At 70.0% G+C, this 23,565-nt stretch carries 21 protein-coding genes, 4 tRNA genes and 1 pseudogene; 14 read left to right on the plus strand and 12 right to left on the minus strand.

Annotated elements, in window-relative coordinates; all coding sequences use genetic code 11:
• Positions 1–326, minus strand: a 326-nt coding sequence (locus ACFUJR_RS27310; RefSeq protein ID WP_383450818.1) for a hypothetical protein, incomplete at its 3' end; no start/stop codon positions are given.
• Between the two features lie 100 nt (positions 327–426).
• On the opposite strand from ACFUJR_RS27310, the gene hrpA reads away from it, so the two are divergent.
• The 3 genes and pseudogenes from hrpA to ACFUJR_RS27325 form a co-directional block, all read left to right on the plus strand.
• Positions 427–4,428 (plus strand): ATP-dependent RNA helicase HrpA, encoded by a 4,002-nt coding sequence (gene hrpA / locus ACFUJR_RS27315; RefSeq protein WP_383172601.1) that lies wholly within the window; start codon positions 427–429, stop codon positions 4,426–4,428.
• A gap of 87 nt (positions 4,429–4,515) precedes the next feature.
• A tRNA-Asp gene (locus ACFUJR_RS27320) sits at positions 4,516–4,589 on the plus strand.
• Between the two features lie 137 nt (positions 4,590–4,726).
• Positions 4,727–4,903 (plus strand): annotated as a pseudogene (locus ACFUJR_RS27325) (DUF6274 family protein); the annotation flags it as partial.
• Between the two features lie 324 nt (positions 4,904–5,227).
• On the opposite strand, the gene bldC reads toward ACFUJR_RS27325, so the two are convergent.
• A complete protein-coding gene (gene bldC / locus ACFUJR_RS27330; protein ID WP_003949541.1) occupies positions 5,228–5,434 on the minus strand; it encodes a developmental transcriptional regulator BldC in 207 nt (68 codons plus the stop codon).
• A gap of 536 nt (positions 5,435–5,970) precedes the next feature.
• Positions 5,971–6,843, minus strand: a complete 873-nt coding sequence (locus tag ACFUJR_RS27335) for a hypothetical protein (protein ID WP_383172600.1) — start codon at positions 6,841–6,843, stop codon at positions 5,971–5,973.
• A 292-nt stretch (positions 6,844–7,135) separates the two neighbouring features.
• Between ACFUJR_RS27335 and ACFUJR_RS27340 the strand changes: the two genes are divergently transcribed.
• Positions 7,136–8,230, plus strand: coding sequence for a Leu/Phe/Val dehydrogenase (locus ACFUJR_RS27340; RefSeq protein ID WP_383172599.1), 1,095 nt, complete (start codon positions 7,136–7,138; stop codon positions 8,228–8,230).
• A gap of 321 nt (positions 8,231–8,551) precedes the next feature.
• Positions 8,552–8,809: a DUF3073 domain-containing protein gene (locus ACFUJR_RS27345; protein WP_383172598.1), complete on the plus strand. Its 258-nt coding sequence runs from the start codon at positions 8,552–8,554 to the stop codon at positions 8,807–8,809.
• A 143-nt stretch (positions 8,810–8,952) separates the two neighbouring features.
• Here the strand turns inward: ACFUJR_RS27345 and purM are convergent, their stop codons facing one another.
• The 4 genes from purM to ACFUJR_RS27365 form a co-directional block, all read right to left on the minus strand.
• Positions 8,953–10,020 carry a phosphoribosylformylglycinamidine cyclo-ligase gene (purM, locus tag ACFUJR_RS27350; RefSeq protein WP_383172596.1) on the minus strand — a complete coding sequence of 356 codons (1,068 nt, stop codon included), beginning with the start codon at positions 10,018–10,020 and terminating at the stop codon, positions 8,953–8,955.
• A gap of 42 nt (positions 10,021–10,062) precedes the next feature.
• The gene (gene purF, locus ACFUJR_RS27355) at positions 10,063–11,589 is read right to left on the minus strand and encodes an amidophosphoribosyltransferase (protein WP_383172595.1); all 1,527 of its coding nucleotides are present in this window, start codon (positions 11,587–11,589) and stop codon (positions 10,063–10,065) included.
• Between the two features lie 269 nt (positions 11,590–11,858).
• Positions 11,859–12,707 (minus strand): META domain-containing protein, encoded by an 849-nt coding sequence (locus ACFUJR_RS27360; RefSeq protein ID WP_383172594.1) that lies wholly within the window; start codon positions 12,705–12,707, stop codon positions 11,859–11,861.
• A gap of 38 nt (positions 12,708–12,745) precedes the next feature.
• Positions 12,746–13,534, minus strand: a complete 789-nt coding sequence (locus ACFUJR_RS27365) for a sterol carrier family protein (protein WP_383172592.1) — start codon at positions 13,532–13,534, stop codon at positions 12,746–12,748.
• 86 nt (positions 13,535–13,620) lie between these two features.
• Between ACFUJR_RS27365 and ACFUJR_RS27370 the strand changes: the two genes are divergently transcribed.
• Entirely contained in the window at positions 13,621–14,025 is a 405-nt protein-coding gene (locus ACFUJR_RS27370; RefSeq protein ID WP_383172591.1) for a nuclear transport factor 2 family protein, read from the plus strand.
• Here ACFUJR_RS27370 and ACFUJR_RS27375 read toward each other — a convergent pair.
• The 5 genes from ACFUJR_RS27375 to purS all read right to left on the minus strand — a co-directional run bounded on the left by ACFUJR_RS27375 (position 14,013) and on the right by purS (position 18,699).
• Positions 14,013–14,837, minus strand: coding sequence for a M23 family metallopeptidase (locus tag ACFUJR_RS27375; RefSeq protein ID WP_383172590.1), 825 nt, complete (start codon positions 14,835–14,837; stop codon positions 14,013–14,015). The genes ACFUJR_RS27370 and ACFUJR_RS27375 overlap by 13 nt on opposite strands.
• A gap of 24 nt (positions 14,838–14,861) precedes the next feature.
• Positions 14,862–15,368: an ArsR/SmtB family transcription factor gene (locus ACFUJR_RS27380; RefSeq protein ID WP_383172589.1), complete on the minus strand. Its 507-nt coding sequence runs from the start codon at positions 15,366–15,368 to the stop codon at positions 14,862–14,864.
• A 111-nt stretch (positions 15,369–15,479) separates the two neighbouring features.
• Positions 15,480–17,753, minus strand: a complete 2,274-nt coding sequence (gene purL, locus ACFUJR_RS27385) for a phosphoribosylformylglycinamidine synthase subunit PurL (RefSeq protein ID WP_383172587.1) — start codon at positions 17,751–17,753, stop codon at positions 15,480–15,482.
• Positions 17,753–18,433, minus strand: coding sequence for a phosphoribosylformylglycinamidine synthase subunit PurQ (gene purQ, locus ACFUJR_RS27390; RefSeq protein ID WP_383172586.1), 681 nt, complete (start codon positions 18,431–18,433; stop codon positions 17,753–17,755). Before purQ ends, purL begins: the two co-directional genes overlap by 1 nt.
• A complete protein-coding gene (gene purS, locus ACFUJR_RS27395; protein WP_352189734.1) occupies positions 18,430–18,699 on the minus strand; it encodes a phosphoribosylformylglycinamidine synthase subunit PurS in 270 nt (89 codons plus the stop codon). The genes purQ and purS overlap by 4 nt, the downstream gene beginning before the upstream one ends.
• Before the next feature lie 324 nt (positions 18,700–19,023).
• Between purS and ACFUJR_RS27400 the strand changes: the two genes are divergently transcribed.
• The 8 genes from ACFUJR_RS27400 to ACFUJR_RS27435 all read left to right on the plus strand — a co-directional run bounded on the left by ACFUJR_RS27400 (position 19,024) and on the right by ACFUJR_RS27435 (position 23,522).
• A complete protein-coding gene (locus ACFUJR_RS27400) occupies positions 19,024–19,377 on the plus strand; it encodes an Lsr2 family protein (RefSeq protein ID WP_383172585.1) in 354 nt (117 codons plus the stop codon).
• 111 nt (positions 19,378–19,488) lie between these two features.
• Positions 19,489–19,560: transfer RNA gene (locus ACFUJR_RS27405), tRNA-Gly, on the plus strand.
• A gap of 96 nt (positions 19,561–19,656) precedes the next feature.
• Positions 19,657–19,729: transfer RNA gene (locus ACFUJR_RS27410), tRNA-Gly, on the plus strand.
• Positions 19,730–19,869: 140 nt separating this feature from the next.
• Positions 19,870–20,805, plus strand: coding sequence for an ABC transporter ATP-binding protein (locus tag ACFUJR_RS27415; RefSeq protein ID WP_383172584.1), 936 nt, complete (start codon positions 19,870–19,872; stop codon positions 20,803–20,805).
• The gene (locus tag ACFUJR_RS27420; protein WP_383172582.1) at positions 20,802–21,566 is read left to right on the plus strand and encodes an ABC transporter permease; all 765 of its coding nucleotides are present in this window, start codon (positions 20,802–20,804) and stop codon (positions 21,564–21,566) included. Before ACFUJR_RS27415 ends, ACFUJR_RS27420 begins: the two co-directional genes overlap by 4 nt.
• A gap of 17 nt (positions 21,567–21,583) precedes the next feature.
• Entirely contained in the window at positions 21,584–22,816 is a 1,233-nt protein-coding gene (locus tag ACFUJR_RS27425) for a sensor histidine kinase (RefSeq protein WP_383172581.1), read from the plus strand.
• A gap of 2 nt (positions 22,817–22,818) precedes the next feature.
• Positions 22,819–23,427: a response regulator gene (locus tag ACFUJR_RS27430; protein ID WP_383172610.1), complete on the plus strand. Its 609-nt coding sequence runs from the start codon at positions 22,819–22,821 to the stop codon at positions 23,425–23,427.
• Between the two features lie 22 nt (positions 23,428–23,449).
• A tRNA-Gly gene (locus ACFUJR_RS27435) sits at positions 23,450–23,522 on the plus strand.
• Positions 23,523–23,565: the final 43 nt, after the last annotated feature.

Genomic DNA, 23,565 nt, shown 5'->3' on the forward strand with positions numbered 1-23,565 from the left:
GACCCGGCCTCCGCGGATCCGGCCTCCGCGGCCACGAAAACGGCCGCCACCGGCGCGCTCGCCACCGCCGAACCGGCCGCCGGCCCCACGGGCGGACCCGCGGTCGCGGTACCCGCCGCCGTACCCGCGACCGTGCCCGCCGAAGCCACCGCCGTACCCGCCGTCGCCGGCCCCACGGGCGGACCCGCGGTCGCGGTACCCGCCGCCGTACCCGCGACCGTGCCCGCCGTCGCCGTGCCCGTGCCGCACACCAGGATCCCGAACACCACACCCACCAGCGCGGCGAGCGCCGCGAGCGCGCGGACGGTGCGGGCAGTGCTGGACACGGGGTACCTCTCAGCTCGACGTGCCCGAAATATTACGGGCCGCATCCGCACGGAAATCGGTTCGCCCGTACTCGGCCCGGGGTGCGATCCTGGATTCCGTATGTCTACTTCCTTCGCCGCCCTCCAGTCCGTCCTGGCCGAGGTCTCGCTGCGGGACGCCCACCGGCTCGGCCGCCGCCTCGAGGGCGCCCGCCGCATCCGCAAGCCCGAGGCCCGTGAGGCCGTCCTGGACGAGATCGCCGCCGAGGCCGGCAAGGCCAAGGAGCGCGTCGACGGGCGGGCCTCCCGCGTGCCCGCGGTCACGTACCCCGAGCAGCTGCCCGTCTCGCAGAAGAAGGACGTGATCCTGGAGGCGATACGCGACCACCAGGTCGTGATCGTCGCCGGTGAGACCGGCTCCGGCAAGACGACGCAGATCCCCAAGATCTGTCTGGAGCTCGGCCGGGGCGTCCGGGGCATGATCGGCCACACCCAGCCCCGCCGGATCGCCGCCCGCACGGTCGCCGAGCGCGTCGCGGACGAGCTGAGGACGCCGCTGGGCGAGGCGGTCGGCTGGAAGGTCCGCTTCACCGACCAGGTGAACCCCGACGCGACCTTCGTGAAGCTGATGACCGACGGCATCCTGCTCGCCGAGATCCAGACGGACCGCGAGCTGCGCGCCTACGACACGATCATCATCGACGAGGCCCACGAGCGGTCCCTCAACATCGACTTCCTGCTCGGCTATCTGGCCCAGCTGCTGCCCAAGCGCCCCGACCTCAAGGTCGTCATCACCTCCGCGACCATCGACCCCGAGCGCTTCTCCCGCCACTTCGGCGAGGCGCCGATCGTCGAGGTCAGCGGACGGACGTACCCGGTCGAGGTCCGCTACCGGCCGCTCCTGGAGGAGGACTCCGAGGAGTCGGACCGCGACCAGATCACCGCGATCTGCGACGCCGTCGACGAGCTCCAGTCCGAGGGCCCGGGCGACATCCTCGTCTTCCTCTCCGGCGAGCGGGAGATCCGCGACACCGCGGACGCGCTGCTGAAGAAGCAGCTCCGCAACACCGAGGTCCTCCCCCTCTACGCCCGCCTCTCCCACGCCGAGCAGCACCGCGTCTTCCAGGCGCACAGCGGCCGCAGGATCGTCCTCGCCACCAACGTGGCCGAGACCTCGCTGACCGTCCCCGGCATCAAGTACGTGATCGATCCGGGCACCGCCCGTATCTCCCGCTACTCCCACCGGACCAAGGTCCAGCGCCTGCCGATCGAGCGGATCAGCCAGGCCAGCGCCAACCAGCGCAAGGGCCGCTGCGGCCGTACGTCCGACGGCATCTGCATCCGGCTCTACTCCGAGGACGACTTCCTCACCCGCCCGGAGTTCACGGACGCCGAGATCCTCCGGACGAACCTGGCCTCCGTCATCCTCCAGATGACCGCGGCCGGCCTCGGCGAGATCGAGAAGTTCCCCTTCATCGACCCGCCGGACCACCGCAACATCCGAGACGGCGTGCAGCTCCTGCAGGAGCTGGGGGCCCTCGACCCCGCGGAGAAGGACCCGAAGAAGCGGCTCACGCAGCAGGGCCGGAAGCTCTCCCAGCTCCCCGTCGACCCCCGGCTGGCGCGGATGGTCCTGGAGGCCGACAGGAACGGCTGCGTGCGGGAGGTCATGGTGATCGCGGCCGCGCTCTCCATCCAGGACCCGCGCGAGCGGCCCGCCGAGAAGCAGGCCCAGGCCGATCAGCAGCACGCCCGCTTCAAGGACGAGACCAGCGACTTCCTCGCCCTCCTCAACCTCTGGCGCTACATCCGCGAGCAGCAGAAGGAGCGTGGGTCCAGCTCGTTCCGCCGGATGTGCAAGCAGGAGTACCTGAACTTCCTGCGCATCCGCGAGTGGCAGGACATCTACGCGCAGCTGCGTACGGTCGCCAAGCAGATGGGCATCCACCTCAACGAGGAGGACGCGCCCGAGCAGTCCGTGCACACCTCGCTCCTCGCGGGCCTGCTGAGCCACATCGGCATGAAGGACGTGAAGGAGGGCGCGAAGAACGAGTACCTGGGCGCCCGCAGCGCCAAGTTCGCGGTCTTCCCGGGCTCGGCGCTCTTCAAGAAGCCCCCGCGCTTCGTCATGTCGGCCGAACTGGTGGAGACCTCGCGGCTGTGGGCCCGGGTCAACGCGAAGATCGAGCCGGAGTGGATCGAGCCGCTCGCCCAGCACCTGGTCAAGAAGACGTACAGCGAACCGCACTGGGAGAAGGACCAGGCGGCCGTCATGGCGATCGAGAAGGTGACGCTCTACGGCGTGCCCATCGTCACCGACCGCAAGGTGAACTACGGGCGGATCGACCCCGAGACCTCCCGTGACCTGTTCATCCGCAACGCGCTCGTCGAGGGCGACTGGCGCACGCACCACAAGTTCTTCGCCGACAACCGCAAACTGCTCACCGAGGTCGAGGAGCTGGAGCACCGTGCCCGGCGCCGGGACATCCTCGTGGACGACGAGACGCTCTTCGACTTCTACGACAAGCGTGTCCCCGAACACGTCGTCTCCGGCGCGCACTTCGACTCCTGGTGGAAGCACAAGCGGCACGAGGAACCGGAGTTCCTCGACTTCGAGCGCGAGATGCTCATCAACGAGAAGGCCGCCGGGGTCACGAAGGACGACTATCCGGACTCCTGGCGGCAGGGGCCGCTGAAGTTCCGGGTGACGTACCAGTTCGAGCCGGGCGCGGACGCCGACGGTGTCACCGTCCACATCCCGCTGCAGGTGCTCAACCAGGTCACGGACGAGGGCTTCGATTGGCAGATCCCGGGCCTGCGCGAGGAGATCGTCACCGAGCTGATCCGTTCGCTCCCGAAGCCGATCCGCCGCAACTACGTGCCGGCGCCGAACTTCGCGACCCGCTTCCTGGACTCGGCCGTTCCGTCGGCCTCCGGCCGCGATCAGGCACCGCGGGAGCCGCTGACGGTGACGCTCGCCCGCGAGCTGCACCGGATGGTCGGCGTCCCGGTCTCGCCGGACGACTTCGACCTGACCCGGATCGCCGACCACCTGAAGATCACCTTCCGGATCGTCGACGAGCGGCGCCGCAAGCTGGCCGAGGACAAGGACCTGGAGGCGCTGAAGCTGAAGCTGCGCCCCAAGGCCCGCCAGGCCCTCTCCAAGGCCGCGGCGGCGGCCACGAGCGGCCCTGGAGGGTCCGGGCAGTCCTTGGAGCGCACGGGGCTCACGGAGTGGACGATCGGCACGCTCACGAAGGTCTTCGAGACCCTCCCCCAAGCTCTCAGCTCCGTTCGAGCAGGGGGGACCCCCATGCCGGCCAACCGGGTCAAGGCGTACCCGGCGCTCGTGGACGACGGCGACACCGTCTCCGTACGGCTCTTCGACACGGAGGCCGAACAGGCGCAGGCGATGTGGCAGGGAACGCGGAAGCTGATTCTGCTGAACATCCCGGTGAACCCGGCGAAGTTCGCCTCGGACAAGCTGACCAACCAGCAGAAGCTCGCGCTGTCCCGTAATCCGCACGGCTCGATCCAGGCGCTCTTCGACGACTGCGCGACCGCCGCCGCGGACAGGCTGATCGCCGACCACGGCGGGCCGGTCTGGGACGAGGAGTCCTTCCGGAAGCTGTACGACAAGGTCCGCGCCGACCTCGTCGACACGACCGTCCGGACTGTGGGCCAGGTCCAGCAGATCCTGGCCGCCTGGCAGGCCTGTGAGCGCCGCCTGAAGGCCACGAACAGCCTGGCGCTCATCGACAACCTCACGGACGTGCGCGAGCAGCTGGCGTGGCTGATGCCGGCGGGCTTCGTCACCAGGACGGGCCTGCGGCGGCTGCCGGACCTGATGCGCTACCTGGTGGCCGTGGACCGCCGGCTCCAGCAGATGCCGACGGGCGTGCAGCGGGACACCACCCGTATGCAGAAGGTCCACGAGATGCAGGACGAGTACGCCTGGCTGCTCGAACAGCTCCCGAAGGGGCGGCCCGTGCCCAAGGAGGTCACCGACGTCCGCTGGATGATCGAGGAGCTCCGGGTCAGCTACTTCGCGCATGCGCTGGGCACGGCGTACCCGGTCTCGGACAAGCGGATCGTGAAGGCGATCGACGCTCTCGCGCCCTAGTGGGGAGTGTCGCCTTGCGTCGGTTCGACCAGACCCTCTGACCTGCTGTACAGTCTTCCTCGCAGCCCCACGAAGGGCTGCGAGCATGGTCCTGTGGAGCAGTTGGTTAGCTCGCCACCCTGTCAAGGTGGAGGTCGCGGGTTCAAGTCCCGTCAGGATCGCTTCCAGGAAGGCCCGCACCGAACGGTGCGGGCCTTCTTCGTGTCTCCCTCGTTCCCGTCCGGTGTATTGACGCCGCCCGTCGGCCGCCGGTACCCCAGACATCAGGGAATCGGGGGCCCACAGGAGGTGGTCGCGCATGGCCGCGGCATCCGCAGCACGTGAGTCGAGACACGAGATACGCGCCCTGCTGCGCGCCCATCTGGCGGCGGCATCGCGCTTCGGGCACCTCACCCGGGACTGTTCCGTCTGCCACCGCCTCCTGGCGCTCGCCATCGAGCTGGAGCGCGACGAGGACGAAGGTCCCACCAGCCCATGACCAACGGCGGGTTGAGGGCTTCCGCGGGAGTGGCAGGCTGTTCCTTGGCAAGACTTCGCCGGTGTGACGGGAGTCACCGAACGAGTTTCATCACCCCCCGCTTTTACACCCTACCTACATCGGGCCCATTTAATATGTGCAATTGCACCACTCCTCGAAGCCTGTGAGCGGGCACAAAAAAGATCGCGCTGGACCCGGCGGAGTCCAGCGCGATCGATGACGAAGAGCCTGTTGGGGCAGGCGCCCGTCGGCAGAGCTTGGGTGGGCGGTCCAGGTTGGGGGACCCGGAGTTGCCCGGTGTTACTGGGTGTTGCGCGTACCTCAGGCCTCGCTGCGCTGCTGCGGAATGCCCGCGAGCAGGGCGCGGACCTCAGCCTCGCGGTAGCGGCGGTGTCCACCCAGGGTGCGGATGGACGTGAGCTTTCCTGCCTTCGCCCAACGGGTCACCGTCTTCGGGTCCACACGGAACATCGTGGCAACCTCAGCGGGGGTCAGCAGCGGCTCGGCATCAGGGGTGCGAGCGGTCATGAGCGGCCTCCTCGGGAGAACCGAACCTTCTCGGTTCTTTCCTCTAAATTCTGCACCTTGACCCGCGTTGCCCGAAATGGCAGAAGCGGGCCGAGTCGGTTATAGGACGAACGGCTTGTCCTCGGCACTACAACTACACCATCCGTCCAGCCACGTCGGCCAAACCGATGGAATTGCCCTCGCAGGTGTTCATCAGCGGCGGAAGTCGATGGACCATGCCATAACGGACAGTCACGCCACTGTGACGATCAGTCACAGAGCGATCAGGAGTCCTCAGACCCCCCATAGAGTGCAATGCTGAGCGTTCCGCCCAAAGTTGGACGGAAGGAACCCTCCCCGGACTCCTTGTCCTATTTTGGCACGAGGGTGGGCGATGGGCGCAAGGGTGCGGTAAGTGCGATCCGTCACGCTTGAGTCAAAGGCCCGGATCGGGACCTACGTCCCGTCGTGAACTCACCGACATCCCCACGCCGGCACACCGAAGCCCCAAGACGCTCAATGATCATTTACATCAGCCGGACGTGTCCTGTCGATGGTCAATTGGCGAACTGCAGGTTGCGGACGGCACGCCATCGCTCGGCGAGCCGGCCGTACGCCTCCCCCGCGCCCTCCCCGTCGCCGTCCCGCAACGCCGCGACCCCCTCGGCCGCATCGGCCGCCGACCGGTCCGCCGCGAGCCGCTCCGGCGACAGCACATGCACCAGACCTCCGTAGTCCAGCTCCACCAGCGCCCGCGGATGGAACTCCTCCAGCCACCGGCCGATCTCGACGAGCCCCTCCGTCATCGGCCCCTCGTCGATCGACTCCCGCAGCGTCTTCAGCGCCCGCGCCAGCCGCCGCCGCGCCTGCACCATCGGCGTCCGGTACCTGAGGACCGGCGCCTCGCCCCGCTCCGGATCCCCCGGCTCGTACTCCCGCTCCTCGTCCGCGAAGAGGGTGAACCAGCGCACCGGCACCTGCCAGACCGCCGTACGGATCCACGGACGGGCGTCCGGGTTCCGCTCCCGCCAGCGCTCGTGATCCGCCGCCACCTGGGCACGCACCACCGGCGGCAGCATCGCGTCGAGAACCGGCCCCGGCAGCGAACGCCCCGGCTCGGCGTCCCGGGCCCGCCCCAGCTCCTCCAGGGCCAGCCAGCCCCGTAGCCTCGTCCGCCACGGACAGACCACGACCACCCCGTCGACGTGCGCCACGAAGGCGTCCCCGCTCTCGTGGACCGGCACGGGGACCGGTGGGGTCGGCAGCAGATCCGCCAGCGAGCGACGCAGCTCGTCCTGCGCCGTCGGTGTCTCCGTCCGCCGCGCGTACCGCGCCCAGTGCCCCCGCTCCGGCTCCGGAAAGGCCCCGAGCGGCTCGTAGACCCGCAGATAGGAGGCGTACGGGACGAGGACCGAGGAGGCGACCGACATGTCGCGATCCTTCCACGGAGCCACTCCGGGAGAGCCGTTGAGCGCAGATCTCGTCCCTCGACGCGGGCCGGTGTTCGGGCCGGGAACGCGTGACCTCGTCCGTGCTCGTTCGCACCCGGCTGAGCGCGGGCCCGGCGACAGGACCTTCCTCCGCTCCGCCTCCGAAACGGTGATCCTGAGCACTGCGCCGGATCTACGCCCAGGTAGGGCTTACTCTCTTGCCGAACCGGTCCCGCCACCACCCGCAGGGGGGACCGGGATAACCGCCGCTTCGTACTTGGGAGTCACCACCGTGACCGATGTGACCGGCGTTCCTGCTGCTGACGTACTGCACACTCTGTTCCACTCGGAGCAGGGTGGCCACGAGCAAGTCGTGCTCTGCCAGGACCGCGCCTCCGGCCTCAAGGCCGTCATCGCCCTCCACTCCACCGCCCTGGGCCCCGCCCTCGGCGGCACCCGGTTCTACCCGTACGCCTCGGAGGCCGAGGCCGTCGCCGACGCGCTGAACCTCTCGCGAGGCATGTCGTACAAGAACGCCATGGCCGGGCTCGGCCACGGCGGCGGCAAGGCGGTGATCATCGGCGACCCGGAGAAGATCAAGACGGAGGAGCTGCTGCTCGCCTACGGCCGCATGGTCGCCTCGCTCGGCGGTCGCTACGTGACGGCCTGCGACGTCGGCACCTACGTCGCCGACATGGACGTCGTCGCCCGCACCAATCAGTGGACCACCGGCCGCTCGCCCGAGAACGGCGGCGCAGGCGACTCCTCGGTCCTCACCGCCTTCGGCGTCTTCCAGGGCATGCGCGCCTCCGCGCAGAGCCTGTGGGGCGACCCCACGCTGCGCGACCGCAAGGTCGGCGTCGCGGGCGTCGGCAAGGTCGGCCACTACCTCGTCGAGCACCTCCTGAAGGACGGCGCCGAGGTGTACATCACCGATGTGCGCGAGGAGTCGGTGCGCCGGATCACGGAGAAGTTCCCGCAGGTCAAGGTCGTCGCGGACACCGACGCCCTGATCCGTGTCGAGGGCCTCGACATCTACGCCCCGTGCGCCCTCGGCGGCGCCCTGAACGACGAGACCGTGCCGGTCCTCACCGCGAAGATCGTCTGCGGCGCGGCCAACAACCAGCTCGCGCACCCCGGTGTCGAGAAGGACCTCGCGGACCGCGGCATCCTCTACGCGCCCGACTACGTGGTCAACGCCGGTGGCGTGATCCAGGTCGCCGACGAGCTGCACGGCTTCGACTTCGACCGGTGCAAGGCGAAGGCCACGAAGATCTTCGACACCACCCTGGAGATCTTCGCGCGTGCGAAGACGGACGGCATTCCGCCGGCCGCGGCCGCCGACCGGATCGCCGAGCAGCGGATGGCCGACGCCCGCCGCGCCTGATCCGGCCGAATTCTGACGGGGCCGGCCCGCGGGGCGCTCGCCGGAGTGGACTTTGTAGGTTCACCCCAATCGAGAGATGACTCACCCCGGTCGGCGGGTCGGCCCTCAAGAAGAGGTTAAAATCGCGATTGACCAGCGAGGACAGGGCACCTCGATGGTTCTGTACCGGGGCATGTGATGCGTGCGGCGTACCGTATGGCCACGGAAGCAGGTACCGTTGAAGCCCTACGGACCGGTCTCTCCACCGAGAGCCCGTTCCGAATCATGAACGCGTGTCAAGACTCTGGGGCCGTCGAGCCCCGTCACCGAGGGGGTCGAGCCATGGGGCGCGGCCGGGCAAAGGCCAAGCAGACGAAGGTCGCCCGCCAGCTGAAGTACAGCAGCGGCGGGACTGACCTGTCGCGTCTGGCCAATGAGCTGGGCGCTTCGACTTCGAGTCAGCCGCCGAATGGCGAGCCGTTCGAGGACGACGACGAAGAAGACGACCCGTACGCGCAGTACGCGGATCTCTACAACACGGACGACGAGGACGAGGACGAGGAGTCCGGTCCCGACGCGTCGTCCCAGCGTCGCGCTTGACCTCATAAAAGAGCGCTGCTCAACACCGAACCCGGTCCGGGTGTCCCCGGACCGGGTTTCTGTGCGTCCACGTTCAGCGCCGCACGCGACGGCTTGGCACCGTGGCCACGGCGGGTGGGGCGGTGCCCACCCGCCGTGTCGGATCAGACCGCGTAGTCGCCGACCAGCTCCGCGCCGGTCGTGTGCTCGCCGCGCTCGGTGATCTCTCCCGCGACCCAGGCCCCGACGCCCCGGTCCTCCAGGGTGGCCAGGGCCACCTCCACGGACTCGGCCGGGACGACGGCCATCATGCCGACGCCCATGTTCAGGGTCTTCTCCAGCTCCAGGCGCTCGACCTTGCCGGCCTTGCCGACCAGGTCGAAGATCGCGCCGGGCGCCCAGGTGGAACGGTCGACCGTGGCGTGCAGCCCGTCCGGGATCACCCGCGCCAGGTTGGCGGCCAGCCCGCCGCCCGTGATGTGGCTGAAGGCGTGCACCTCGGCGGTCCGGGTGAGCGCCAGGCAGTCCAGCGAGTAGATCTTCGTGGGCTCCAGGAGTTCCTCGCCGAGGGTCCGGCCGAGCTCCTCGACGTGCTGGTCGAGGGACATGCCCGCGCGGTCGAAGACCACGTGCCGGACGAGCGAGTACCCGTTGGAGTGAAGGCCGGAGGACTCCATCGCGATGACGGCGTCACCCGTACGGATGCGATCCGGACCGAGCAGACGGTCCGCCTCCACCACTCCCGTACCGGCGCCGGCGACGTCGAAGTCGTCCGGGCCGAGCAGGCCGGGGTGCTCGGCCGTCTCGCCGCCGACCAGGGCGGTGCCGGCCAGGACACAGCCCTCGGCGATGCCCTTGACGATCGCGGCGACCCGCTCGGGGTGGACCTTGCCGACGCAGATGTAGTCGGTCATGAAGAGCGGCTCGGCGCCGCAGACGACGATGTCGTCCATGACCATCGCGACCAGGTCGTGGCCGATGGTGTCGTACACACCCATCTGCCGGGCGATGTCGACCTTCGTGCCGACACCGTCGGTGGCGGAGGCGAGCAGCGGACGCTCGTAGCGCTTGAGGGCGGAGGCGTCGAAGAGGCCGGCGAAGCCGCCGAGGCCACCGAGGACCTCGGGGCGCTGCGTCTTCTTCACCCATTCCTTCATGAGCTCGACGGCGCGGTCACCCGCCTCGATGTCGACGCCCGCGGACGCGTAGGAGGCACCGGTGGTCTCAGACATAGGTGAGAGCTTTCGTGTCGTTACTGCGGTACTGCGGGGGTCTTACGGCCGACGGAGCGCGTCGGTCGCCGCGGTGGCGGCGGGGCCGGCGGCCAGCTCGTTCTCCAGGAGCTGCTTGCCGAGCAGCTCGGGGTCCGGCAGCTCCATCGGGTACTCGCCGTCGAAGCATGCGCGGCAGAGGTTCGGCTTCTGGATCGTGGTCGCCTCGATCATCCCGTCGATGGAGATGTACGAGAGCGAGTCCGCGCCGAGCGACGTGCCGATCTCCTCGATCGTCATGCCGTTGGCGATCAGCTCCGCGCGCGTGGCGAAGTCGATGCCGAAGAAGCAGGGCCACTTCACCGGCGGGGAGGAGATCCGGATGTGGATCTCGGCCGCACCGGCCTCACGGAGCATCTTGACCAGGGCGCGCTGGGTGTTGCCGCGGACGATGGAGTCGTCGACGACCACCAGGCGCTTGCCCTTGATGACGTCCCTGAGGGGGTTCAGCTTCAGCCGGATGCCGAGCTGGCGGATGGTCTGGGAGGGCTGGATGAAGGTGCGGCCCACGTAGGCGTTCTTCACCAGGCCCGCGCCGAAGGGGATGCCGCTGGCTTCGGCGTAGCCGATCGCGGCCGGGGTGCCGGACTCCGGCGTCGCTATGACGAGGTCCGCCTCGACCGGGGCCTCCTTGGCGAGGCGACGGCCCATCTCCACGCGGGAGAGGTAGACGTTCCGGCCGGCGATGTCGGTGTCCGGGCGGGCCAGGTACACGTACTCGAAGACACAGCCCTTGGGCTTCGCTTCCGCGAATCGCGAGGTGCGGATACCGTTCTCGTCGATCGCGATCATCTCGCCCGGCTCGACCTCGCGGACGAAACTGGCGCCGCAGATGTCGAGGGCGGCGGACTCGGATGCGACGACCCAGCCGCGCTCGAGACGGCCGAGGACCAGCGGGCGGATGCCCTGCGGGTCACGGGCCGCGTAGAGCGTGTGCTCGTCCATGAAGACGAGGGAGAAGGCACCGCGGACGTCGGGAAGGACCTTGGCGGCGCCCTCCTCGATGGTGAGCGGCTTGCCGTCCTCGTCGACCTGGGCGGCGAGGAGCGCCGTCAGCAGGTCGGTGTCGTTGGTGGCCGCGACGCGGGCGCTGCGGCCTTCCTGCTTCGGCAGGTCGGCGACCATCTCGGCGAGGTGGGCCGTGTTCACCAGGTTGCCGTTGTGGCCGAGCGCGATGGAGCCGTGGGCTGTCGCCCGGAACGTCGGCTGCGCGTTCTCCCACACGGAGGCCCCGGTGGTCGAGTAGCGGGCGTGACCGACCGCGATATGACCCTGGAGGGAACCGAGAGAGGTCTCGTCGAAGACCTGGGACACGAGGCCCATGTCCTTGAAGACGAGGATCTGGGAGCCGTTGCTGACCGCGATACCCGCGGATTCCTGGCCCCGATGCTGGAGGGCGTAGAGCCCGAAGTACGTGAGCTTTGCGACCTCTTCACCCGGAGCCCAGACACCGAAGACGCCACACGCGTCCTGGGGGCCTTTCTCGCCGGGGAGCAGATCGTGATTGAGTCGACCGTCACCACGTGGCACGTCTCCGAGTGTAGGGGAGGTCGACCACTGGTCCGAATTGGGGAAATCCGAAGGCCCTCCGAGTGGTGTGATCCCACAAAGTGATCCATTGACGTGCGTAGACACGCTCCCGCCTAGGCGGGAGCGGGCTCGCACCCGCCCGGCCGCGTGCAAGCGGACGCTCGTACGGTGCCCGGAGGGGGCCCGGAGTGTGACGGGAGTCGCACCGGCGGAGCCACCTGGGCGACGGGAAGTACCGGGGCAGCCGGCCGCGACCAGCTCTTCGACGCCTACGGCGTCCTGCTCGGGGCCGGCTTCGCCGTCGCGGCGAATCCTTCGCCGTCAGGGCCGGTGAGGGTCAGGGTGCGGTGGCGCAGCTCGTACGAGAGGGGCCCGTCGAGGAGTTCGTACAGCTTCGTCTCCAGCTCCATCTGCGGGCCCGAGCAGATCATGCGCGTGGTCGCGACCGGTCCGGTGACGGTGAGGGTCTCCGCGGTGACCTTCGCCGTGGCCGTGAACCGGTTGCAGCCCAGGTTTCCGCGGACCCGGCCGTCCTCGTCGATGACGAACGTGGCCTTGCCCTCGCTGCCCTTGGGCGGCGAGACGGCCGTGTCGCCGGAGAGGAGGGAGTCGACGGTCCAGGTGGTGCCGTTGAGCGGAGCCGGCGGCTCGGCGCTGAGCGCGAGGGAGGTCGTGCCGTCGGGGGTGGTGAGGGTGAGTTTCTCGCCGCTCAGCCTCGCCTTGAGCGGGCCGTCGAACGCCTTGTGGAAGGCGGCCTCGAAGTCCATGGCCCCGCACGCCATCTCGGTGGTCTCACCGAGGTCGGCCTTGAGGGTGTCGCCGTCGACGGTGACGGTGGCGCCGAAGTGGTTGCAGCCGGAGTTGCCCTTCGCCCGGCCGTCCCTGTCGATCTCGACGAAGGCACCGGCGGGGGCCGGGGTCTTCCTGCCGTCGACGGTCAGGCTGTCCACGGTCCAGTGGACGCCGGTGACCGGCACGTCCGGGGCGACCGAGCCCGCGCCGGGGTCCGACCCGGCGTTCTCGGTGCCGCAGGCGGCGAGGAGCAGGAGCGAGGCCACGGCGGTGGTGGCTGCGGTGGTGCGCGGCTTCAGCATGGCGATGGGACGGGCGGGCGGCACGGACGGTTCCGTTCGGCTCCGGTCCGTACTCCGGGGAGTCACCCCATGATCGGCAGCAGACCGGAGAGGTCGGCCCGTTCGCCGCTCGCGCTGACCTCGGCCGCCTCCACCGCCTCCGGCCAGTGGGTACGGCCGGTCGCCAGCCGGATCCAGGTGAGCGGGTCGGTCTCGACGACGTTGGGCGGGGTGCCCCGGGTGTGCCGGGGGCCCTCCACGCACTGGACCACCGCGAAGGGCGGGACCCGGACCTCGACCGCGCCGCCCGGAGCCTTCACCGCGAGCGCGTCCGCGAGGAGACGGGTGCAGGCGGCCAGGGCCTGCCGGTCGTACGGGATGCCGAGGCCGGTCGCCCGGTTCAGGTCGTCGGTGTGGACGACGAGTTCGACGGTGCGGGTCACCAGGAAGTCGGCCAGGCGCATGGCGCCGAAGCGCATCGGGACGAGCCGGTCGTCGGGGACGCCAGCGATCGACTCCTCGTACCGCGCGGCGGTCCGCTCGTACAGGCCGGCCAGGTCGGCCGTGTCGATCGCCCGGGTGTCCTCGTCGATCCGCGCGGCGGCCGTGGCCGTCGCCGACGGCCAGTCCAGCAGGGCGACTTCCTGGCGGGCGGGCTCGGGCTCGCCGAGCGCGCGGGCGACGGCGCCGACCGCGAGCGTCAGGTGCGCCACGAGGTCCCGTACGGTCCACTCCCCCAGCCGGGTCGGCCCGTCGAGCTGCTCGGACGTGAGCCCCTCCACCGCCTCCCGTACGTTCCCGAACTGCGCGAGCACGGCGGCCCGGATCTTGGCGGTGTCGTAGCTGCGGGTGCGCTTCTTGGCCGGTGGCATGGGGCGAGGGTAGTCCCGTCGCCGTGTGGCAGGGCCACAGGCACCGGCGGAGACTGGAAGAGGGCTTCCGAGAGGGGCGAAGGACCATGGCTGAACACCCTGACGTGACGCTTGTGCGCAAGGGCTACGAGGCGTTCTCCAGAGGAGACATGGAGACGCTCGGCGGAATGATGACGGCCGACTGCACGCACCATGTGCCCGGCAACAGCCAGATGTCGGGGCACTTCAAGGGCCGCGACGCCATCTTCGCCATGTACGCCAAGTGCATGGAGATCACCGGCAACACCTTCACCGTGGAGATGCAGGGCATGTACCCGGACGGCCGGGGCCATGTGATGGCCGTCCACAAGTGGCACGGCGACCACGGTGACCGGGGCATCGAGATGAGGGGCGGCCTCTTCTTCACCATCATGGGCGGCAAGGTCACCGACATCGACGAGTGCGTCGAGGACATCGACGAGGCGGACGCCTTCTGGGGTCAGGCCGGATAGACCGCCGGCTCGGCGTCGAACGTCTCGCCGTTCGCGGGCACGCCCACACCCCGCCAGGTGAACGGCACACCCTGTGCCGTGTCCAGGTCGGGACCGTCCATGAGCTGGAAGTGCACGTGCGGCTCCGTGGAGTTGCCGGAGTTGCCGCACCGGGCCAGCTCCTGGCCCGCCACCACGCGGTCCCCGGCGCGGACGGCGAGCGAGCCGCGCCGCAGGTGGGCGTACATCGCGTACGTACCGTCGCCGAGGTCGAGGATCAGGTGGTTGCCGGTGACGCGGCGCGCCCCGGAGACGGCGCGGACGGCGGATTCGATCAGCAGCAGATAGGCGACGGCGGGCACCGAGTTACGGCTGAGGTGGTCGCGCTGGCCGTCCTCGGCGTGCACGACGGTCGCGTCGGCGACCGCGAACAGCGGGGCACCGAAGGCGGGGAAGTCCTCGCTCCGCCGGACCGCCGGCCACAGGCCGGCGAAGGGCGGGCGGGGCCGCTCCCCGTCCTCGGCCACGATGTCGATCGCGTAGGTCTGGCCGTACCGGTGCGTGCCGTGGCTGGGTGTGCGGTCCGCCGGGCTGTTCAGCGCCGACCAGCGGCCGGTGACCGGCGGGGCGACCTCGACGGCCGGGCGGGAGTCCGCCTCGTGCCGCCTGCGGTCCGTGCCGGCGAGCGTGACACCGACCGCCATGGCGGCGAGCGCCGGCAGCCAGCCCGCCCAGTACGGATAGGGCGGTTCGACGAAAACCGAGGCGAGCGCCTGCACGGCGAACACCAGCCAGAGCATGCGATGGACGACCATGGCGATCTTGCGCGACATCGGATTTCCCCCAGTGGATCGTGGTTACGGACGGGCGGCGGTGAGGACCACCAGGAGCGGGACGACCCGGGCTCCCGGCACCTCGTAGCGGCCCCGTCCCGTCGTGTGGAGCCAGCCCGCGCCGGTCAGTTGGCGCAGGTGGTGGTAGATCTGGCCGGTCGTGCCGATCTCGTCGAGCTCCGCCAGCTCGGCCGCCGTGCGCCGGCCGCCGAGGATCTCCCGCAGCAGCCGGAGCCGTACGGCATGACCGAGCGCGGCGAAGGAGTCGGCGGTCTCGGCCCAGTCCTCGTCGAGCAGTCGCTCGGTGAGGGCGCCGAACTGCCACTCGTACCGCTCCCGCGTCGGCAGGCGGACCGAGCCCGTGAACAGCACTCCGCCGTCCTCGCCCGGCGCGCCCGCCTCGGCGAGCTGCGCCTTCAGCCCTTCCAGGGCCCAGAAGGCGGTGTCGACGACCTCGGGCACCGGGCGCTCCGCGCCCTCCAGGGCAGCCATCCGGCGTTCCAGCTCGGCGACCCGCTCCTCCAGTTCCATGTTCGTAGATTACGTAATTACGTAATCACGTGCAAGCGGGGACGGGAAAGCCCCCGTCCGGAACCGAAGGTCCGGACGGGGGCTCCCGTGGTGCGATGTGTCAGGCGCCGCTCAGGCCAGCAGACCCGGGATCGTCGCCTCGTGCGCGGCGCGCAGCTCCTCCAGGGAGATGCTGAACTCGCCCTGCACGTCGACCTCTTCGCCGTCCACGACACCGATCCGCGTCGCCGGGAGACCCCGCGCGCCGCACATGTCGGTGAAGCGGAGTTCCTCGCTGCGCGGGACGGCGACGACCGCACGGCCGGCCGACTCGCTGAAGAGGAAGGTGAAGGCGTCCAGGCCGTCCGGGACGACCAGGCGCGCGCCCGTGCCGCCCCGCAGGCAGGACTCGACGACCGCCTGGACCAGACCGCCGTCGGACAGGTCGTGCGCGGCGTCGATCATGCCGTCGCGCGAGGCCGAGATCAGGATCTCGCCGAGCAGCTTCTCCCGGTCGAGGTCCACGGCCGGCGGCAGACCGCCGAGGTGCTGATGGATCACCTCGGACCAGGCCGAGCCGCCGAACTCCTCACGCGTGTCGCCGAGCAGGTAGAGGAGCTGGCCCTCTTCCGCGAAGGCGATCGGCGTACGGCGGTTGACGTCGTCGATCACACCGAGCACGGCCACGACCGGCGTCGGGTGGATGGCGACCTCGCCGGTCTGGTTGTACAGCGAGACGTTGCCGCCGGTCACCGGGGTGCCGAGCTGGAGGCAGCCGTCCGCGAGACCACGGGTGGCCTCGGCGAACTGCCACATCACGGCCGGGTCCTCGGGCGAACCGAAGTTCAGGCAGTCCGAGATCGCCAGCGGCTTGGCACCGGAGGCGGCGACGTTGCGGTACGCCTCCGCCAGCGCGAGCTGCGCGCCCGTGTACGGGTCGAGCTTCGCGTACCGGCCGTTGCCGTCGGTCGCCATGGCCACGCCGAGGTTGGTCTCCTCGTCGATACGGACCATGCCCGCGTCCTCGGGCTGCGCGAGGACCGTGTTGCCCTGCACGAACCGGTCGTACTGGTCCGTGATCCAGGACTTCGACGCCTGGTTCGGGGAGGAGACCAGCTTCAGGACCTGGTCCTTCAGCTCCCCGCCGTTCTGCGGCCGGGGGAGCTTGCCCGCGTCGTCGGCCTGGAGCGCGTCCTGCCACTCCGGGCGGGCGTACGGCCGGTGGTAGACCGGACCCTCGTGGGCGACCGTGCGCGGCGGCACGTCGACGATTCGCGAGCCGTGCCAGAAGATCTCCAGACGCTCGCCGTCGGTGACCTCACCGATGACGACCGCGATGACGTCCCACTTCTCGCAGATCTCCAGGAAGCGGTCGACGTGCTGCGGCTCGACGATCGCGCACATGCGCTCCTGCGACTCGCTCATGAGGATCTCCTCGGGCGAGAGCGTCGCGTCGCGCAGGTGGACCCGGTCGAGGTCGATCCGCATGCCGCCGGAGCCGGCGGAGGCCAGCTCGGAGGTCGCGCAGGAGAGTCCGGCGCCACCCAGGTCCTGGATGCCCGCGACCAGCTTCTCCTGGAAGATCTCCAGGGTGCACTCGATGAGGAGCTTCTCCTGGAACGGGTCGCCGACCTGGACCGCGGGGCGCTTGGTCGGCTTGGTGCCCGCGGCGTCAGCCGCTGATGGGTCCGTGAAGGTCTCGGACGCGAGGACCGAGACACCGCCGATGCCGTCGCCGCCGGTGCGGGCGCCGTAGAGGATCACCTTGTTGCCGGGTCCGGAGGCCTTGGCGAGGTGGATGTCCTCGTGCTTCATGACACCGATGCAGCCGGCGTTGACCAGCGGGTTGCCCTGGTAGCACTCGTCGAAGACGACCTCGCCGCCGATGTTCGGCAGCCCCAGGCAGTTGCCGTAGCCACCGATGCCCGCGACGACTCCGGGGAGCACGCGCTTGGTGTCGGGGTGGTCGGCCGCGCCGAAGCGCAGCGGGTCGACGACCGCGACCGGGCGGGCGCCCATGGCGAGGATGTCGCGGACGATGCCGCCGACGCCGGTGGCCGCGCCCTGGTAGGGCTCGATGTACGAGGGGTGGTTGTGCGACTCGACCTTGAAGGTGACCGCGTACCCCTGGCCGACGTCGACGACGCCCGCGTTCTCGCCGATGCCGACGAGCATGGCGTCGTTGACCGGGACCTTCTCGCCGAACTGCTTCAGGTGGACCTTGCTGCTCTTGTACGAGCAGTGCTCGGACCACATGACGGAGTACATGGCGAGTTCGGCACCGGTGGGACGGCGGCCGAGGATCTCGCGGATGCGCGCGTACTCGTCCTCCTTGAGGCCGAGCTCCTTCCAGGGCTGCTCGCTGTCCGGGGTCTCGGTGGCGTGCTTGACGGTGTCGAGGCTCATCAGGCGTTGACCAGCTTCTTGAGGATCGAGGTGAAGAAACCGAGGCCGTCGGTACGGCCCGTACCGATCAGCGGCTCGACGGCGTGCTCGGGGTGCGGCATGAGACCGACGACGTTCCCGGCGGCGTTGGTGATGCCCGCGATGTCGCGGAGCGAGCCGTTGGGGTTCATGTCCACGTAGCGGAAGGCCACGCGTCCCTCGGCCTCCAGCTCGTCGAGCGTGCGCTCGTCGGCGACGTACCGGCCGTCCATGTTCTTGAGCGGGACCTGGATCTCCTGGCCCTGCTCGTAGTCGGACGTCCACGCGGTGTCCGCGTTCTCCACCCGCAGCGTCTGGTCGCGGCAGATGAAGTGCAGGTGGTTGTTGCGCAGCATCGCGCCGGGCAGCAGATGGGCCTCGGTGAGGATCTGGAAGCCGTTGCAGATGCCGAGGACGGGCATGCCCGACCTGGCCTGCTCGATGAGCGGCTCCATCACCGGCGAGAACCGGGAGATGGCCCCGGCGCGCAGGTAGTCGCCGTAGGAGAAGCCGCCGGCCAGGACCACGGCGTCGACCTGCTTGAGGTCCTTGTCGCGGTGCCAGAGCGAGACGGGCTCGGCTCCGGCGAGACGGACGGCACGCAGCGCGTCCTGGTCGTCGAGCGTTCCGGGGAAGGTGACGACGCCGATGCGTGAGGTCACGACGAGGCCCCGGCGGTCTCCGTGGACTCGACCTTGACGGTGAAGTCCTCGATCACGGTGTTGGCGAGGAAGGTTTCGGCCATCTCATGGATGCGGGCGAGGGCGGCCTCGTCGACCGGCCCCTCCACCTCCAGCTCGAAGCGCTTTCCCTGGCGGACGTCGGCGATTCCGTCGAATCCCAGGCGGGGCAGTGCACGCTGCACCGCCTGCCCCTGAGGGTCGAGGATCTCCGGCTTGAGCATGACGTCGACTACGACGCGTGCCACTGGCACTCCCGGTGGTGTGTTGCGTGGGCGGTTCCCTCAGCGTACCTGCCTCCAAATTCTACGCGGGTAGAGGACTGGAGGACCCTACAAACACACCCGAAGATCCCCACGGAAAATTCAAGTGAAATATCGCGCGACCCATTGCGGCGGGACACGCGGATGCAATTGGCTGGGCTTCACAATGCGACGCCTACCGCTGTACAAAGGAATACAGAGGAAAGCAGCATTGCGCCGGAGTAGCCGCAAAGCCGGTGTCGCCGCACTTCAGAGGCGCTCGACGCGCCGAACTGGACACGGTGGGACCGCAGGAAAGGACCGATATCCGTGGCTCAGCGAGTAGTGGTCACTCTCTTCGACGACATCGACGGCGGAGAAGCGGCGGAAACGGTGGCGTTCGGTCTCGACGGGAAGATGTACGAGATCGACCTGAATCCCGCCAATGCAAAGAAACTGCGCAAGGCGCTGGCGCCCTACCTCGCGGCCGGCCGCAAGCTGACGGGCAAGGCCGCCGCCGCGAGGGCGAGCGGTTCGCCCGCCTCCGTGGCTTCCTACAAGCACACCGCCCTCGCCCCCGACCCGGCGGCGGTCCGCGCCTGGGCGCAGTCCAACAAGCTGGACGTACCGGCCCGGGGCCGCATCCCGAAGCGGGTCTACGAGGCCTTCCGCGAGGCCAGTTGACCGGGCCGGCCGACGTGCCGCGGGAACGGAGTTGCACTGCACCCCCGCTGATCGGCTAGAGTCTGGATCACGCCGAGGGGCGAGGCCGCAGGGCCGGACCTCACGCAGCGTGCGGGTGTAGTTCAGTAGTAGAACATCCCCCTTCCAGGGGGAAGGCGCAGTGTGCAATTCCTGTCACCCGCTCTGCATCGCATTACCGGCCACTCTTGTGGATCAGGTAGAGTGGTGCTCGCACCGCCCGGTGGCTCCTCTTCATGGGAAGCCGACGGTCGGAGGCATGCGGACGTGGCTCAGTTGGTAGAGCATCACCTTGCCAAGGTGAGGGTCGCGAGTTCGAATCTCGTCGTCCGCTCAGGAGGCGAAGGCCCCGGTTCTCAGGAACCGGGGCCTTCGTCGTGTCCGCCCATGCCGCGGCCTCGTACTGACATTTGTCATGCGCGGCGATGACAGCACGCACTGCCGACCGGCTCCGTCCGCCGCGAGGCTGAGGTCATGACCAACGTGATCGAGGCCGACCACCTCCGCCGGACCTACAGCGGCGGGTTCGCCGCCGTCGACGGGATCTCCTTCGCCGTCCCCCAGGGCGAGATCTTCGCCCTCCTCGGGACCAACGGAGCCGGCAAGACCTCCACCGTCGAGCTCCTGGAGGGCCTCGCCGCGCCCAGCGGCGGCACGGTCCACGTCCTCGGCCACGACCCGTACCGCGAACGGGCCGCCGTCCGGCCCCGGATCGGGGTGATGCTCCAGGAGGGCGGCTTCCCCTCCGACCTGACGGTGAGCGAGACCGTACGGATGTGGGCCGGCTGCACCACCGGCGCCCGGCCGCTCCTCGAAGCGCTGGAGATGGTCGGGCTCGCCGCCCGCGGCGACGTACGGATCAAGCAGCTCTCCGGCGGCGAGCGGCGCCGCCTCGACCTGGCGCTCGCGCTCCTGGGCCGCCCCGAGGTCCTCTTCCTCGACGAGCCGACCACCGGCCTCGACGCCGAGGGACGGCGCGACACCTGGGAGCTGGTGCGGGCGCTGCGGGACGGCGGCACGACCGTCGTCCTCACCACGCACTACCTGGAGGAGGCGGAGACCCTGGCCGACCGGCTGGCGATCATGCGCCAGGGGCGGATCGTGCTCTCCGGGACTCCCGCCGAGGTCACCGCCGCCCGCCCCGCCCGCATCCGCTTCGTCCTCCCCGAGGGCGTCGAGCCCGGCCGGCTCCCGCTCACCCTGAAGGCCGGGGCCGAGGGACGGCGCGTGGAGATCCGTACGCACGAACTGCAGCACGCGCTCGGCGAACTCCTCGACTGGGCCCGCGAGGCCGGCGTACGGCTGGACGGGCTGGACGCCCGCTCGGCCTCCCTCGAAGAGGCGTTCCTGGAGATCGCCTCCCGCACCGACGACGACTCCCGCACCGACTCCCTGGAGACCGCCCGATGAACGCGACCGCACGCCGGATGACCTCGCTGGGGCGGGCCGAACTCACCCTCCTCGGACGGAACAAGAACAACCTCTTCATCGCCCTGCTGATGCCGTTGCTGATGATCTTCGTACTGCGGTCCTCGCTGACGACGATGGGCGAGGAGAAGCTGCCGATGGGCATGGCGGGAGCCACCCTCATCGGCGGGACCGGCCTGGTCCTCATCCTCGTGGTCTACATGGGCCTGACGTCCGCCCTCGTCGCCCGCCGGGAGGAACTCGTCCTCAAGCGGCTGCGTACCGGAGAGGCGAGCGACCTGGAGATCCTCACCGGGGCCGCGCTCCCGTCGGCGGCCATCGCCCTCGTCCAGTGCGCCCTGCTGGCCGTCGGCGGCGCCCTCGCCCTGGACGTACCCGCGCCGCGCCGGCCGGAGCTGCTCGTGCTCGGACTGCTCGCCGCGGTCGTGCTGCTCGCCGGCCTGGCCGCCGTGACCACGGCCATCACCCGCAACGTCGAGAGCGCGGGGCTCACCACCCTGCCCCTCTTCCTCGTCTCCGCCATGGGCTCGGGGCTGATGGTCCCCCGCGACCTGCTCCCCGAACTCGTCGCCGACCTCTGCCGACTGCTTCCGTTCAGCGGTGTCATGGAGATCGTCCGCGCCGGCTGGCTCGGCGTCGGTGACACCAAGGACCTGCTCACCGCCGTACTCAACACATTGGCCTGGGGCGTGCTCACCGTGTTTGCTGTCCGACGGTGGTTCCGCTGGGAGCCGCGTCGCTAGAGAGGGGGGCCGGGCACGTGTCCAGGCTGACGGGGTGGTGGAGCGGCCGCAGCAGCGCGGCCAAGGTCGAGCTGTACACACGGTGGACCTTCCACTTCTTCGCGCTGATCGAGATCGGCACCATCGGCCTCGTACCGCTCTCGGGCGCCGGGGACATCACCCTCTCTCCGGCCCTCGGTCTCGCGCTGGCGCTGCTGGTCTGCACCCATGCCGTCCTGACCGCGGTGGTCTCCTCCCGCGCCCTGGACTGGGCGCTGGACCGGCGCGAGCAGCCGGTCCGGCTCGCGATCGCGCTGACGGTCCTGACGGCGGCCGGCACACTGGCTGTGATCACGCTGCGGGCCACTGCGGTGCTCACCGACCTCGCGGTCGCGTCCGCCGTGATCAGCGGACTGGTCACCTTCACCCTGGGCAGCCTCGTCCTGTGCCTGCGCCGGCCCCGGCGAATGCTGTACGGGGTCCCGGCGGCGGCCCTCGCGACCGCGGGAGCCGTCGCGGCGACGGGCGCCCACCTGGGGGAGACCCTCGGCTACGCCGTCGGCATCCTGTCGGGCGGTGCCTTCATAGTCGCCGCCTGCGGGTTCTCCGGCTGGCTGATGAGGATGGTCTGGGAGCTGGAGCTCTCCCGCGACCTGAAGGCCCGGCTCGCCGTCGCCGAGGAGCGGCTCCGCTTCGGCCGCGACCTCCACGACGTCATGGGCCGCAACCTGTCGGTGATCGCGCTCAAGAGCGAACTCGCCGTCCAGCTCGCCCGGCGCGAACGGCCCGAGGCCGTCGACCAGATGATCGAGGTGCAGCGGATCGCGCGGGAGTCCCAGCGCGAGGTACGGGACGTGGTGCGCGGCTACCGCGACGCGGACCTGCGCGTCGAACTGGAGGGCGCGCGCGGGGTGCTCGGCGCCGCGGGGATCGACTGCGCGATCGACCCGGTCACCGTCGAACTGCCCGCCGGCGTCCAGTCGGTCCTCGGCTGGGTGGTGCGGGAGACGACGACCAACGTGCTGCGGCACGGGGACGCGCGACGGTGCGGCATCTCGCTGCGGGAGAAGGGCGGTTCGGTGCTGCTGACGGTACGGAACGACGGCGTACGGGAAGGGGCGGTGATGGGGCAGGGCTCGGGCCTCGCGGGGCTTCGGGAACGGCTCGCCGCAGTGGACGGGACCCTGGAGGCGGGACCGCACGACGGCGGGTCGTTCCAGGTGACGGCGCTGGTGCCGGTAGGCGTGCCGAGCGGCCGGGAGGGGGCGTGACCATGCCCGTACGCGTGCTGCTCGCCGACGACGAGCATCTGATCCGGGGCGCGCTCGCCGCGCTGCTCGCCCTGGAGGACGATCTCGTGGTCGTCGCCGAGGCCGCCACCGGGCCCGAGGCTCTCGCCATGGCCCGCGCCCACCGGCCCGACGTCGCCGTCCTCGATCTGCAGATGCCGGGCCTCGACGGTGTGAGGGTCGCCACATCCCTGCGCGACGAACTCCCCGACTGCCGCACCATGATCGTGACCAGCCACGGCCGCCCCGGGCATCTCAAGCGGGCGCTCGCGGCCGGGGTGCGGGGCTTCGTGCCGAAGACCGTCAGCGCCCAGCGACTGGCCGAGCTCATCCGCTCCGTACACGCCGGAAACCGTTACGTGGACCCGGAGTTGGCGGCCGACGCGATCTCCGCGGGGGACTCCCCGCTGACCGCGCGCGAGGCCGAGGTGCTCGAACTCGCGGCGGACGGCGCACCGGTCGCGGAGATCGCCGAACGGGCCTCGCTCTCGCAGGGGACGGTCCGGAACTACCTCTCCTCGGCCGCCGCGAAGCTCGGCGCCGAGAACCGTCACGCGGCGGTGCGTCTCGCACGGGAGAAAGGTTGGGTATAGTTGGCTCCGCGCTACGGCGCATGCGGACGTGGCTCAGTTGGTAGAGCATCACCTTGCCAAGGTGAGGGTCGCGAGTTCGAATCTCGTCGTCCGCTCCGATGAAGAAACCCCCGGTCCTCTCGGACCGGGGGTTTCTTC

The sequence above is a fragment of the Streptomyces sp. NPDC057271 genome, from assembly GCF_042668715.1.
Taxonomy (GTDB): domain Bacteria; phylum Actinomycetota; class Actinomycetes; order Streptomycetales; family Streptomycetaceae; genus Streptomyces.